The sequence below is a fragment of the Streptomyces sp. PL-29 genome, assembly GCF_058344425.1.
In genome coordinates this window covers 2,620,282-2,633,903 of sequence record NZ_CP136996.1, presented here as the reverse complement: position 1 = coordinate 2,633,903, position 13,622 = coordinate 2,620,282, and the positions used below count along the sequence as shown (strand labels likewise).

The 13,622-nt window shown below is 71.4% G+C and carries 8 protein-coding genes; 2 read left to right on the top strand and 6 right to left on the bottom strand.

The features are described 5' to 3' along the window. Positions 1-27: 27 nt before the first annotated feature. Positions 28-4,977, top strand: coding sequence for an NAD-glutamate dehydrogenase (locus R4Z63_RS12020; RefSeq protein WP_037923229.1), 4,950 nt, complete (start codon positions 28-30; stop codon positions 4,975-4,977). Between the two features lie 88 nt (positions 4,978-5,065). On the opposite strand, the gene R4Z63_RS12015 is transcribed toward R4Z63_RS12020, so the two are convergent. Further along, positions 5,066-5,851, bottom strand: coding sequence for an ABC transporter ATP-binding protein (locus tag R4Z63_RS12015; protein WP_384446221.1), 786 nt, complete (start codon positions 5,849-5,851; stop codon positions 5,066-5,068). Beyond that, positions 5,844-6,752 carry an ABC transporter permease gene (locus R4Z63_RS12010; RefSeq protein ID WP_384446219.1) on the bottom strand — a complete coding sequence of 303 codons (909 nt, stop codon included), beginning with the start codon at positions 6,750-6,752 and terminating at the stop codon, positions 5,844-5,846. Before R4Z63_RS12010 ends, R4Z63_RS12015 begins: the two co-directional genes overlap by 8 nt. 116 nt (positions 6,753-6,868) lie before the next feature. Here R4Z63_RS12010 and R4Z63_RS12005 point away from each other — a divergent pair, with 116 nt between their 5' ends. Continuing rightward, the gene (locus R4Z63_RS12005; RefSeq protein ID WP_037924223.1) at positions 6,869-7,501 is read left to right on the top strand and encodes a TetR/AcrR family transcriptional regulator; all 633 of its coding nucleotides are present in this window, start codon (positions 6,869-6,871) and stop codon (positions 7,499-7,501) included. A 70-nt stretch (positions 7,502-7,571) separates the two neighbouring features. On the opposite strand, the gene R4Z63_RS12000 is transcribed toward R4Z63_RS12005, so the two are convergent. The 4 genes from R4Z63_RS12000 to R4Z63_RS11985 form a co-directional block, all read right to left on the bottom strand. Beyond that, positions 7,572-9,830 (bottom strand): bifunctional glycosyltransferase/CDP-glycerol:glycerophosphate glycerophosphotransferase, encoded by a 2,259-nt coding sequence (locus R4Z63_RS12000; RefSeq protein ID WP_384446217.1) that lies wholly within the window; start codon positions 9,828-9,830, stop codon positions 7,572-7,574. A 120-nt stretch (positions 9,831-9,950) separates the two neighbouring features. Next, positions 9,951-10,895 carry a carbohydrate ABC transporter permease gene (locus R4Z63_RS11995; protein ID WP_384446215.1) on the bottom strand — a complete coding sequence of 315 codons (945 nt, stop codon included), beginning with the start codon at positions 10,893-10,895 and terminating at the stop codon, positions 9,951-9,953. Next, positions 10,892-12,208, bottom strand: a complete 1,317-nt coding sequence (locus R4Z63_RS11990) for a carbohydrate ABC transporter permease (RefSeq protein ID WP_384446213.1) — start codon at positions 12,206-12,208, stop codon at positions 10,892-10,894. The genes R4Z63_RS11995 and R4Z63_RS11990 overlap by 4 nt, the downstream gene beginning before the upstream one ends. Positions 12,209-12,212: 4 nt before the next feature. Further along, the gene (locus R4Z63_RS11985) at positions 12,213-13,571 is read right to left on the bottom strand and encodes an ABC transporter substrate-binding protein (protein WP_384446211.1); all 1,359 of its coding nucleotides are present in this window, start codon (positions 13,569-13,571) and stop codon (positions 12,213-12,215) included. Positions 13,572-13,622 lie beyond the last annotated feature (51 nt).

Here is a 13,622-nt window from a genome sequence, read left to right as displayed (position 1 = left end):
AATGGCGCGCGACAGGAGCCAGAGGACATGCAGACCAAGCTGGACGAAGCAAAGGCCGAGCTGCTCACACGGGCGGCCCGGGTAGCTGAGCACAGCCCGGCCGGGGGGCTACTTCCGACTGGGGCCGAGCAGGGAGAGCGTCCGGACCGGGACACGGTCCTCTCCTACCTCCAGCGCTACTACCTGCACACGGCGCCCGAGGACCTCACGGACCGGGACCCGGTGGATGTGTTCGGAGCCGCGCTCTCCCACTACCGCCTGGCCGAGAACCGCCCGCAGGGTACCGCGAACGTACGCGTGCACACCCCCACGGTGGAGGAGAACGGCTGGACCTCCAGCCACTCCGTGGTCGAGGTCGTCACCGACGACATGCCCTTCCTCGTGGACTCCGTGACGAACGAGCTGTCCCGCCAGGGCCGCGGCATCCACGTCGTGATCCACCCGCAGGTCGTCGTCCGCCGTGACATCACCGGCAAGCTGATCGAGATCCTCGGCCCCGACTGCGACGCGCACGGCCTCCGCACCGAGCGCCCCCACGACTCCCTCGTCGAGTCCTGGATCCACGTCGAGATCGACCGCGAGACCGACCGCGCCGACCTCAAGCAGATCACCGTCGACCTGCAGCGCGTCCTGTCCGACGTACGCGAGTCCGTCGAGGACTGGGAGAAGATGCGCGAGGCCGCGCTGCGCATCGCGGACAGCCTCCCCGACGAGCCCACCGCCCCGGACCTGCGCGAGTACGAGCTCGAAGAGGCGCGCGAGCTGCTGCGCTGGCTCGCCGACGACCACTTCACCTTCCTCGGCTACCGAGAGTACAACCTCGTGGACGGCGACTCCCTGTCCGCCGTGCCCGGCACCGGCCTCGGCATCCTGCGCTCCGACCCGCACCACAGCGGCAAGGAGGACGGCCACCCGGTCTCGCCTTCCTTCAACCGGCTGCCGGCCGACGCCCGCGCCAAGGCCCGCGAGCACCGCCTGCTGGTGCTGACCAAGGCCAACAGCCGTTCCACCGTGCACCGCCCCTCGTACCTCGACTACGTGGGCGTCAAGAAGTTCGACGCCGACGGCAACGTCGTCGGCGAGCGCCGCTTCCTCGGCCTGTTCTCCTCCGCCGCGTACACCGAGTCCGTGCGCCGCGTGCCGGTCATCCGCCGCAAGGTCGCCGAGGTACTGGAGCGGGCCGGCTTCTCGCCGTCCAGCCACGACGGCCGCGACCTGACGCAGATCCTGGAGACCTACCCCCGCGACGAGCTGTTCCAGACCCCGGTCGACCAGCTCCAGTCCATCGTCACCTCCGTCCTGTACCTCCAGGAACGCCGCCGGCTGCGGCTGTACCTGCGCCAGGACGAGTACGGGCGCTACTACTCGGCGCTCGTCTACCTGCCGCGCGACCGCTTCACCACGGGTGTGCGGCTGCGTCTGATGGACATCCTGCGCGAGGAGCTCGGCGGCATCAGCGTCGACTTCACCGCCTGGAACACCGAGTCGATCCTCTCCCGCATCCACTTCGTCGTCCGCGTCCCGCAGGGCACCGAGCTGCCCGTGCTGACCGACGGCGACGTCGAGCGCATCGAGGGCCGACTCGTCGAGGCCGCCCGGTCCTGGGCCGACGGCTTCGACCAGGCGCTCAACGCCGAGCTCGGCGAGGAGCGCGCCGCGGAGCTGCTGCGCCGCTACGGCAGCGCCTTCGCCGAGGGCTACAAGGCCGACCACTCGCCGCGCGCCGCCGTCGCCGACCTGGTGCACCTGGAGAAGCTGCGCGACGGCGACAAGGACTTCGCGCTGTCGCTCTACGAGCCCGTCGGCGCGGGCCCCGGCGAACGCCGCTTCAAGATCTACCGCGCCGGTGAGCAGGTCTCCCTGTCCGCCGTCCTGCCGGTCCTCCAGCGCCTCGGCGTCGAGGTCACCGACGAGCGCCCGTACGAGCTGCGCTGCGCCGACCGCACGACCGCGTGGATCTACGACTTCGGTCTGCGGCTCTCCGCGGGCGACCTCGGCGACGATGCCCGCGAACGCTTCCAGGACGCCTTCGCGGCCGTCTGGAACGGCCAGGCCGAGAACGACAACTTCAACACCCTCGTGCTGAGCGCCGGCCTGACCTGGCGCCAGGCCGTCGTCCTGCGCGCGTACGCCAAGTACATGCGCCAGGCCGGCTCCACCTTCAGCCAGGACTACATGGAGGACACCCTCCGCAACAACGTCCACACCACCCGGCTGCTGGTCTCGCTCTTCGAGGCCCGGATGTCACCCGTCCGCCAGGCCGCCGGCAGCGAGCTCGTGGACGCCATGCTGGAGGAGCTCGACGGGGCCCTGGACCAGGTCGCCTCGCTCGACGAGGACCGCATCCTGCGGGCCTTCCTCACCCTCATCAAGGCGACCCTGCGCACGAACTTCTTCCAGCTCGACTCCCACGGCGAGCAGCACGCCTACGTGTCGATGAAGTTCGACCCGCAGGCCATCCCGGACCTGCCGGCGCCGCGCCCGGCGTACGAGATCTGGGTGTACTCCCCGCGCGTCGAGGGCGTCCACCTGCGCTTCGGCAAGGTCGCCCGAGGCGGCCTGCGCTGGTCCGACCGCCGCGAGGACTTCCGTACGGAGATCCTCGGCCTGGTCAAGGCGCAGATGGTCAAGAACACCGTCATCGTGCCGGTCGGCGCCAAGGGCGGCTTCGTCGCCAAGAACCTGCCCGACCCGTCGGTGGACCGCGACGCCTGGCTCGCCGAGGGCATCGCCTCGTACAAGATCTTCATCTCGGCGCTGCTCGACATCACCGACAACATGGTCGCCGGCGAGGTCGTGCCGCCGCGCAGCGTGGTCCGCCACGACGAGGACGACACCTACCTCGTCGTCGCCGCGGACAAGGGCACCGCGACCTTCTCCGACATCGCCAACGGCGTGGCGGAGGACTACGGCTTCTGGCTCGGCGACGCCTTCGCGTCCGGCGGCTCGGCCGGCTACGACCACAAGGGCATGGGCATCACCGCCCGCGGCGCGTGGGAGTCCGTCAAGCGGCACTTCCGCGAGCTCGGACACGACACCCAGACCCAGGACTTCACCGTCGTCGGCGTCGGCGACATGTCCGGTGACGTCTTCGGCAACGGCATGCTGCTCTCCGAGCACATCCGCCTGGTGGCCGCCTTCGACCACCGGCACATCTTCATCGACCCGGCCCCGGACGCGGCCACCTCGTACGCCGAACGCCGCCGCCTCTTCGAGCTGCCGCGGTCCTCGTGGGCGGACTACGACACCTCGCTGATCTCGGCGGGCGGCGGCATCCACCCGCGTTCGGCCAAGGCCGTCCCGGTCACCGCGCAGATGCGCGCGGCGCTCGGCATCGAGGCCGGCGTCACCAAGATGACCCCGGCCGAGCTGATGCAGGCGATCCTCAAGGCCCCCGTGGACCTGGTGTGGAACGGCGGCATCGGCACCTACGTCAAGGCGACGTCCGAGACCCACGCCGACGTCGGCGACAAGGCCAACGACGCCATCCGCGTCAACGGCTCCGACGTGCGGGCGCAGGTCATCGGCGAGGGCGGCAACCTGGGCCTGACCCAGCTCGGCCGTATCGAGTTCGCCCGCAGCGGCGCCGGCGGCGAGGGCGGCAAGGTCAACACCGACGCCATCGACAACAGCGCGGGCGTGGACACCTCCGACCACGAGGTGAACATCAAGATCCTGCTCAACGCGGTCGTCGCCGACGGGGACATGACCGTCAAGCAGCGCAACAAGCTGCTCGCGCAGATGACCGACGAGGTCGGCCACCTGGTCCTGCGCAACAACTACGCGCAGAACACCGCGCTGGCCAACGGCTCGGCCCAGGCCCCCAGCCTGCTCCACGCCCAGCAGCGCTTCATGCGCCGCCTGGAGAGCGCCGGACTGCTCAACCGCGAGCTGGAGTTCCTGCCCACCGACCGGCAGATCCGCGAACTGCTCAACAACGGCAAGGGGCTGACCCAGCCGGAGCTGGCCGTGCTGCTGGCCTACACGAAGATCACGACGGCGGACGAGCTCATCGCCACCGGGCTGCCGGACGACCCGTACCTGCGCCGCCTGCTCTTCGCGTACTTCCCGGCGGTGCTGGGCGACACGTTCGCCGAGCAGATCGACGGGCACGCGCTGCGCCGCGAGATCATCACGACGATCCTGGTCAACGACACCGTCAACACCGGTGGTTCGACCTTCCTGCACCGTCTGCGCGAGGAGACCGGAGCCTCCACGGAGGAGATCGTCCGGGCGCAGCTCGCGGCCCGCGAGATCTTCGGCCTGGCCGACGTGTGGGACGCGGTGGAGGCGCTGGACAACAAGGTGTCCGCGGACGTCCAGACCCGGGTGCGCCTGCACTCGCGCCGCCTGGTCGAGCGCGGTACCCGCTGGCTGCTCAACAACCGGCCGCAGCCGCTCCAGATCACCGAGACCATCGCCTTCTTCGGGGAGCGGGTGTCCCAGGTGTGGGCGGAGCTGCCGAAGCTGGTGCGCGGCGCGGACCTGGAGTGGTACCAGCTGGTCATGGACGAGCTGACCGGCGAGGGCGTGCCGGAGGAGCTGGCGGCGAAGGTCGCCGGGTTCTCGTCCGCCTTCCCGACGCTGGACATCGTCGCGATCGCGGACCGGACGGGCGTGGACCCGCTGGGGGTCGCCGAGGTGTACTACGACCTCGCCGACCGCCTGGACATCACGCAGCTGATGGACCGGATCATCGAGCTGCCGCGGGCCGACCGCTGGCAGTCGATGGCCCGCGCGTCCATCCGCGAGGACCTGTTCGCGGCGCACGCGGCCCTGACGGCGGACGTGCTGTCGGTGGGCGGCGGCGCCTCGACTCCCGAGGAGCGCTTCCAGGCGTGGGAGGAGAAGAACGCGGCGATCATCGGGCGTGCCCGGACGACCCTGGAGGAGATCCGGGGCTCGGACGACTTCGACCTGGCGAACCTGTCGGTGGCGATGCGGACCATGCGCAGTCTGCTGCGCGCGCACAGCTGATCGCGACGGCGTGACGAACGGGCCGGGCCCGGGACCATAGGGTCCCGGGCCCGGCCCGTTCGCGTCCGCGGTGGCGCAGGGCGGCGCCTCAGGCGCCGGAGCGGCTGGACTTCTCGTAGGCGGCGCAGACCTGATCCGCCGGACCGTCCATCCGCAGGACGCCCGAGTCCAGCCAGATCGCGCGGTCGCAGGTCTCGCGGACCGTGTTGACGGCGTGGCTGACCAGGAAGACGGTGCCGGCGCGCGCGCGGAGTTCCTCGATGCGGGCCTGACTGCGCCGCTGGAAGGCGGCGTCACCGGTGGCCAGCGCCTCGTCGATCATCAGGACGTCGTGGTCCTTGGCGGCGGCGATGGAGAAGCGCAGCCGGGCGCCCATGCCGGAGGAGTACGTCCGCATCGGCAGGGAGATGAAGTCGTCCTTCTCGTTGATGCCGGAGAAGTCGACGATCCCCGCGTACCGCTCGTGGATCTGCTGCCTTGTCATGCCCATCGCGAGGCCGCCCAGCATGACGTTGCGTTCGCCGGTCAGGTCGTTCATCAGGGCGGCGTTCACACCGAGCAGGGACGGCTGGCCGCGCGAGTAGATCCGGCCGCGGGCCACCGGTTGGAGGCCGGCGACGGCCTTGAGGAGGGTGGACTTGCCCGAGCCGTTGGACCCGATGAGGCCGATGGCCTCGCCCTCGTAGGCGGTGAAGGAGACGCCCTTGACCGCGTGCACCTCGCGCATCCCGGGGGCGGGGCCGCGGGTGAAGATCCGGCTCAGCGCCGCCGTGGCAGCGCCCTTGCGGGCGCCGGCGCCGTGGACCTTGTAGATGACGTGGACCCCGTCCGCGATCACGGTGGGCACCCGGGTGCCGGTCTTCGTCTCAGCCACGTCCGTACGCCTCCTCGGCCTTCCAGAAGTAGATGAACCCGCCGACGCCCGCCAGCAGCGCCCAGCCGGCGGCCAGAAGCCACACGTGGTGCGGGAGCGCGTGCGCGGGGAAGCTGTCGATCAGCGCGAAGCGCATCAGGTCGATGTAGACGGCCGGCGGGTTGGCCTTCAGCGCCACCAGCACCCAGTGGGGCAGGTCGTCCGCCTTGAGCACCTGGTCGATGGACCACATGACGCCCGAGGTGTACATCCACGTACGCAGGGCGAACGGCATCAGCTGGCTGACGTCGGGGCTCCTGCTGCCGATGCGGGCCATGACCATGGCGCAGCCGGCGGCGAAGACGGCGGTGAGCAGGAGCGCCGGCAGGGCCAGGAGCCAGGCCGGGCCGGGCCGCTGGCCGAAGGCCAGCAGCAGGACGACCAGGGCGGCTATGGAGACGAGCAGCTGCTGGAAGAGCTGTACGACGGTGGAGATCGGCAGGCTCGCACGCGGGAAGTGCAGGGCGCGGACCAGACCGAGGTTGCTGTGGACGGCGCGGGTGCCGGCGTTCACGGAGCTGCTGATGAAGTCCCAGACGAAGATCCCGGTGATCAGGAACGGGACGTAGTCCGGCACCCCGTGGCTGGCCTTCAGGACGAGGCCGAAGATGAAGTAGTAGACCGCGGCGTTGAGCAGCGGGGTCACCAGGTGCCAGACCTGGCCGAGCCTCGCCGTGCTGTACGTGGCCTGCATGCGGGCGGTCGCGTAGGCACTCACGAAGTGGCGGCGCTGCCAGAGCTGCGCGATGTAGCGGGGGAGCGTGGGGCGGGCGCCGCTGAGCGTGAGGCCGTGTGCGGCGGCCAGCCGTGCGCGTTCCGCGGAGGCGGCGGGCGCGTTCTTGGATGCGGTCGCGGTGGTCACAGGTTCGCTTTCGACGTTGGTCGGGACGGGTCCGTATCGTCGCTACGGCGAGGTTAGGGCGTTGATCGATGGAACGCAACCGTATCGTCGTGACGGGGCGCGGCTATGCTCTGTGCATGACCATGGACCCCTCCGCCTCCGCCGCCTCCGCCCGCCGCGCCCCCGCCGGTGCCGCCGTCCTGCGCGAGGACGTAACCGAGGCGATCCGCAACGCGGTGCTGGAGGAGCTGGCCGCGGTCGGGTTCGCCCGGATGTCCATCGAGGGCATCGCCCGGCGGGCCGGGGTCGGCAAGACGGCCGTGTACCGGCGGTGGAAGTCCAAGCTGCACCTGGTGCTGGACCTGGTCGGGGCCTTCGCGGTGGACGGCCTGCCGGTGCCGGCGACCGGCTCGCTCCACGGGGACGTACGCGCCCTGCTGGAAGTCATGTCACACGTACTACGGCACCCCGTGGCCTCGGCGGTGATCCCCGACCTGCTGGTCGAGGCCTCCCGCAACCCGGAGATCGCGGACGCGGTCCGGGGAGCCCTCCTGGACGGCCAGCACCGCATGGCGCAGGGCATCGTCTCGGACGCCGTCGCCCGCGGTGAACTCCCGGCGGAGATCAGCCCCGACCACGCCCTCGACCTGCTGATCGGCCCGCTCTACTGGCGTCAGGTCGTCGTCCGCGACACGGTGACCCCCGCCCACCTGGATGCCCTGGCCGACCAGGTCGTGGCGGGCCTGAGGTCGGCCGCGGGCCCGGCCTGACGTCGCCGGGCGGCACGTCGTCGGGGGGCTTCTTCGCTCGCGGGTAGCCGCCCGGGGCGGTCCGCGGGCCCTACGGCCAGACGGGGGACAGCGCCAGCTCCGGGGCGGTGGGGGCCGGGGCCGGTGGGGCCGGGTGGCGGTCCGGGAAGGGGGTGACCGCCGGGGACGGGGTCGGCTGGCCCAGGAAGACCCGGCGGACCACCCGCTCCGCCGCGTGACCGTCGTCGTAGGAGCAGAAGCGCGCGCGGAAGGCCGAGCGCAGCTGGGCGGAGCGCGAGCCCTGCCAGTGGCCCGTGGTGAAGATGTCCACCAGCTCGTCCTGGGTGCGGGCGATCGCCCCCGGCGGGGCCGACCGCAGGTCGAAGTAGGTGCCCCGGGCGGCCTCGTACGCCTCCCAGTCGTCCGCGTGGATCACGATGGGCCGGTCCAGCACCGCGTAGTCGAACATCAGGGACGAGTAGTCGGTGACCAGCGCGTCGGAGGCCAGGCACAGCTCTTCCACCGACGGGTGGGAGGAGACGTCCACGAGGCGCGGATGGGGCTCCCACGGGTGGTCGGCGTCCGCGTACGTCAGGTGGGTGCGGACCAGCACCGTGAAGCGCGGGCCCAGCTCGCGCAGGAGCCGTTCGAAGTCCAGGTGGTCCGGCCGGCTGCGGCGGTAGTCGCGGTGGGTGGGCGCATACAGGATGGCCGTCGAGCCCGCCGGGATCCCCAGGCGTTCGCGCAGCTCCAGGACCTCCGTCCGGCTCGCCCGGTGGAAGAGGTCGTTGCGCGGATAGCCGTATTCGAGGGTCGTGTACGAGGACGGGACGGCCTTCTCCCAGACCAGCGTGGAGTGCCGGTTCGAGGAGAGCAGGTAGTCCCACTGGTCCGCGCCGCGCAGCAGGCCCGCGAAGTCCGTGGTCGGGGCGGCCGCGGGCCGGTCCTGGAGGTCGAGGCCGACCCGCTTGAGCGGGGTGCCGTGCTGTGTCTGGAGCAGGACCTGGCCGGGCCGCTTGACCAGTGCACGGTCGAAGGCGACGTTCGAGACCAGGTATCCGGCCCGGGCCAGGGCGCTCCAGTACGCCGCCGAACCCGGCCGCAGCGCCACCGTCTCCCGCGGGAGCGTCGCGGCGTGTACCGGGTCGCAGATCCACGCCGTCCGCATCCGGGGCGCCAGTTCGCGCAGCTTGGCCTCGATCGCCGCCGGGTTGCAGGCGTAACCGCCGTACCAGTAGGCGGAGAAGACGGCGAGCTCCGGGCGCAGTGGCAGCAGCCGCTGGATCCGGTAGTGCAGCCGCAGCGCGGACTCCCCGAGGCCCCGCCCCAGCGTCGAGGCGGCTCGGCCCAGCGCCAGCCCCGCCGAGCGCAGCACCGACAGCAGCCGGTAGCTCCGCCGGGCGCCCAGCAGCATCAGGGCGTGCCGGATCCGGTCGGTGCGTGACAGGGACAGCGGCGGCGAACTCCGGTCGCCCGGGGCGCGGTAGCGGCGCAGCAGGGCGGAGGCGCGGCGGAAGAACTCGGCCCGGACGGAGCGCGGGAGACGACGCGGGTCGGAGTGGACGGCGCAGAAGTGCTCGGCCATCCGGCGGTGCAGGGTGGAGCGCCACCGCTCCAGCTCGGGCCGGCCGGCGAGGTAGCCGAAGACCTGGTCGTACTGGTCGAAGATCTCCAGGTGGCGGGGGGTGCGGGTGGTCAGGATCGATCCGGTGCGCCGCTGACGGTAGTGGACGCAGACCCGGTCGAGGACGGCGACGGATTCCGCGGCCAGCAGCGCCGGATAGGTCCAGGGGGCGTCCTCGTAGAGCCCCGGAGGGAATGCGAGGCCCTCGCGCTCGACGTACTCGCGGCGGTACGCCTTGTTCCACACCACCATCAGCATGGCGAGCAGAGCGGGGCGGTCGGCGAGCCGGAAGCTGGCCGGCCCCTCCTCGGACAGCCGGTGCGAGAGCCGGTTGCGCACCAGTTCCCCGGACCAGTAGGCGCGTGCGTAGTCGTAGACGAGGACGTCGGGGGAGCCGGTGGCCTTCAGCCGGTCGGTGACGGCCTGCAGGGCGCCCGGGGCGAGGGTGTCGTCGCCGTCGAGGAAGATCACGTAGTCGCCGGCGGCCCGGGCCAGCCCGGCGTTCCGCGCCGGGCCCAGCCCCAGGTTGTGGGCCAGGTGCACCGCGGTCACCCGGGGGTCGCGGGCCGCGTACTCGTCGATGAGCGCACCACAGGCGTCGGGGGAGGCGTCGTCGACGGCGATCAGTTCCAGGTCCGGGTACGACTGGGTCAGGACCGAGTCCAGACACTCCTGGAGGTAGGCCTGCACCTTGTACGCGGGCACGATGACGCTGAACCGGGGCACGGCACATCCAGGGGTCGGCGCGGGCATTTCGCCCAGGAACCCCCGGCGTGGCGTTCGGGTTACGCGGTGTGTGGCATTCGGGTTACGGAGCGTCGACGTCGCACGGGAGTCGGGGCGGGGTTACTTGACCGCGCCGGCCATCACCCCCGTGACGAACTGCCGCTGGAAGGCGAAGAAGACGACGAGCGGCACCACCATCGACAGGAACGCTCCGGGCGCCAGCACGTCGATGTTGTTCCCGAACTGCCGTACCTGCTGCTGGAGGGCGACCGTGATCGGCGGGTTGGCCGAGTCGGCGAAGACCAGCGCCACCAGCATGTCGTTCCACACCCACAGGAACTGGAAGATGCCGAGCGAGGCGATGGCCGGGCCGCCCAGCGGCAGCACCACCCGTGTGAACAGCCGCAGTTCACCGGCGCCGTCGAGGCGGGCGGCCTCCAGCAATTCGCGCGGGATCTCCGCGAAGAAGTTGCGCAGCAGGAACACGGCGAAGGGCAGCCCGAACGCGGTGTGGAAGAGCACCACGCCCGCCGTGGTCTCGAACAGCCCGATGGTTCCGAACAGTTCCGACACCGGGATCAGCGCCACCTGCACGGGGACGACGAGCAGTCCGACGACGAGGAGGAAGAGCCAGTCCCGTCCGGGGAACTCCAGCCAGGCGAAGGCGTATCCGGCGAACGCGCCGAGGACCAGCACGAGCAGGGTGGCCGGCACCGCGATCGCGAACGTGTTCAGCAGCGAGGAGGTGATCGTCTCGTTGGCCAGCAGCCGCTCGTAGTTCCCAGCGGTCAGTTGCGACGGCGCGCTGAAGACCTGCCACCAGCCGCCGTCGTTCAGATCGGCCGGGGCGACCAGGGAGGAGACGAGCAGCCCCAGGGTGGGAAGCAGCCAGAACAGCGCCGCCACGACCAGGAAGACGCGCACGGCCCCGCCGGCCAGCAGGCCGGCGGCCCGCCCGGCCCACGGCGCCGAACGCGAGGCCGGCGCCGCGCCGGCGCCGGTGCGGGTTCCGGCTGCCGTGCCGGTGCCGGTGTCGGTGTCGGTGTCGGTCTCGGTACGGGTCATCGGGCCCCCTCCTTGCGCAGGCGGCGGATGTTCACGAGCATCACCGGGATCACCAGCACCAGCAGCAGCACGGCGATGGCGCTGCCCAGACCCGGATCGGCATCGGTGCCGAAGGAGGTCCGGTACAGCTGGAGCGCGAGGACGTTCGCGTCGTCCTGGACCGCCCCCGGCGCGATCACGAAGACCAGGTCGAAGATCTTCATGACGTTGATGACGAGCGTGACGAGCACGACCGCCAGGAGCGGCGCCAGCAGCGGGACGGTGATCCGCCGGAACACCTGCCACTCGTTCGCCCCGTCCACCCGCGCCGCCTCCAGCAGTTCACGCGGTACGGCGGCCAGCCCGGCCCCGATCAGCACCATCGCGAAGCCGGCCCACATCCACACGTAGGCGCCGATGACCGCCGGGGTGACCAGCGTCGGGCCGAGCCACTCCACGCCGCCGTACGCCTCCCGGAAGTTGGCCGCGGGCAGCCGCAGCAGTGCCCCGTCGGCCTTCGCCGACAGGGTGAAGGTGCCGTCGGCGCGGGCCGTGGCGGAATCGACCACCCGGCCGTCCTTGACCGCCTCGACCCGCATCCCGGAGAAGCCCTGCTCGTTCGGGTCGATCACGTTCGTCGCGCCGCCCCCGCCCCGGGTGAAGTCCTGCCAGACGGTGCCGGTGACCTTCCCCGCCGCCGCGGCCGGGGCGGCCGCCGTACGGGTCCCCTCGGGCAGCGCCTCCGGGGCCACGCCCACCAGCGGCAGCAGCACCGGGCTCCCCGCGCGCACCGGCTCGCGGGTCACGAAGGCACCCCCGCCCGCGTCCGCCAGCGGCGAGTCACGGCCCGGCCGGGCCTTGGGGAAGGCCGAGGACTGTACGAAGGTGTCGTGGACACCGACCCAGACCGCGTTGGCGGCGCCCCGGTCGGGATCGTGGTCGTAGACGAGCCGGAAGATGATGCCCGCCGCCAGCATCGAGATCGCCATCGGCATGAACACCAGCAGCTTGAATGCCGTGCCCCAGCGCACCCGTTCGGTGAGCACTGCGAAGATCAGCCCGAGGGCGGTGGCCGTGGCCGGTGCGAGCACCACCCACACCGCCGTGTTCTTCAGGGCGGTGCGAATGGCGTCGTCGGTGAGGATCTCCCGGTAGTTGTCGCCCCCGACGAACACCTCGCCGGACCGGTCGAAGAAGCTGCGGTAGAGCGAGAAGCCGATGGGCTGCACGACGAGTGCGCCGAGCAGGACCAGGGCCGGCAGGAGGAACGCCGCCGCCACCAGGCGGCGGCGCCGTGCCTCGGTGGACAGACCGTGCGCGGCGGGGGCCGTCACGGGATCAGTTCCCGTAGGCCTTGGCCGCGTCCGCCTCCAGTTTCGCCTGGGTGCCCGCCACGTCCGACGGGTTCGCCAGGAAGTCCTGGAGTGCCTTCCACTCGCCCGCGCCCGGCGTCCCGCCGAACGCCGACGGCGCCTGGTCCGACATGTCGAAACGGAAGTCGTCGCCCGCCGCGATCAGCGCCTTGGCGATGCCCCGCTGGATGTCGTCCGGGTACGCCGCCGGGTCGACCGCCTTGTTCGGGGAGATGAAACCGCCCTCACGGGCCTGGATCTGCGCCGCGTCCGCCGACGCCAGGAACGTCAGCAGCGCCTGCGCGCCCTTCGACGGCTTCAGCGCGACGGCGACGTCACCGCCCGAGACCACGGGGGCCTTCGCGCCGACCGCCGGGAAGGGGAAGACCAGGGCGTCCTCGCCGATCTTCGCCTCGGTCTGTCCGATGTTGACCGCCACGAAGTCGCCCTCGAAGACCATCGCGGCCGCCGGCCGGTCGCCGCCCGTGAAGGTCTGCGTCACCGACTTCGGGAACTCGGTGGCCAGTGCCCCGCTCGTGCCGCCCGCCAGAAAGTCCTTGCGTCCGAACAACTCACCGAGCGTGGTCAGGGCCTGCTGGACGCTGTCGTCGGTCCACTTGATCCGGTGCGCGGCCAGCTGGTCGTACTTCTCCGGGCCGGCCTGCGAGAGGTAGATGTTCTCGAACCAGTCCGTGAGGGTCCAGCCGTCCGCTCCTGCGACCGAGACCGCCGGGGTGCCCGACGCCGACAGGGTGTCCGCCGCGGTGATCAGTTCCTTCCAGGTCGTCGGCGGCTTCACGCCCGCCGCCTCGAAGGCCTTCGCGTTATACCAGATCAGCGACTTGTTGGCAGCCTTGTAGTAGACGCCGTACTGGGTGCCGTCGACCGCGCCCAGGGACTTCCAGCCCGCCGAGTAGTTCTTGTCGAGCTGCGCCTGCGCCTCCGGGCCCACCGGCTGCGCCCACTTGTTCTGCACCGCCGAGACCAGGGCCCCGACCTGCGGCAGCAGCGCGACGTCCGGTGGAGCCCCGCCGGCGATCTTGGTGCCGAGGAAGGTGACGATCGGGTCCTGGGCCGGGACGAAGGTGACCGACGCCCCCGTCCGCTTCTCGAACTCCTTCAGGACCTTGGTGAAGTTCTCCTGCTCGGGCCCCGTCCAGACCGCCGCGACCTGGAGTTCCTCGCCGTCCAGCCGGGGTAACTCCACTCCGGGCGAGGCCGTGGCGCCCTGCGGCGCCGGGGATTCCCGCTCCGCGTCGCTGCCGCACGCGGTCAGCGCGAGCGCGCCCGCCGCGGCCAGCACCGCCCACCTGAGATGCGTACGGCCCGTTCCGTGCTCGCGCATGGTTCTGCCCCCGATGCCCGTGGTGTGTCCCGGACCACAAGGTCTACGCCG

Coding starts and splice junctions, on each gene's coding strand:
- R4Z63_RS12020 (WP_037923229.1), top strand. CDS start 28: ATGCAGACCAAGCTGGACGAAGCAAAGGCCGAGCTGCTCACACGGGCG.
- R4Z63_RS12005 (WP_037924223.1), top strand. CDS start 6,869: ATGACCATGGACCCCTCCGCCTCCGCCGCCTCCGCCCGCCGCGCCCCC.
- R4Z63_RS11995 (WP_384446215.1), bottom strand. CDS start 10,895: ATGACCCGTACCGAGACCGACACCGACACCGACACCGGCACCGGCACG.
- R4Z63_RS11985 (WP_384446211.1), bottom strand. CDS start 13,571: ATGCGCGAGCACGGAACGGGCCGTACGCATCTCAGGTGGGCGGTGCTG.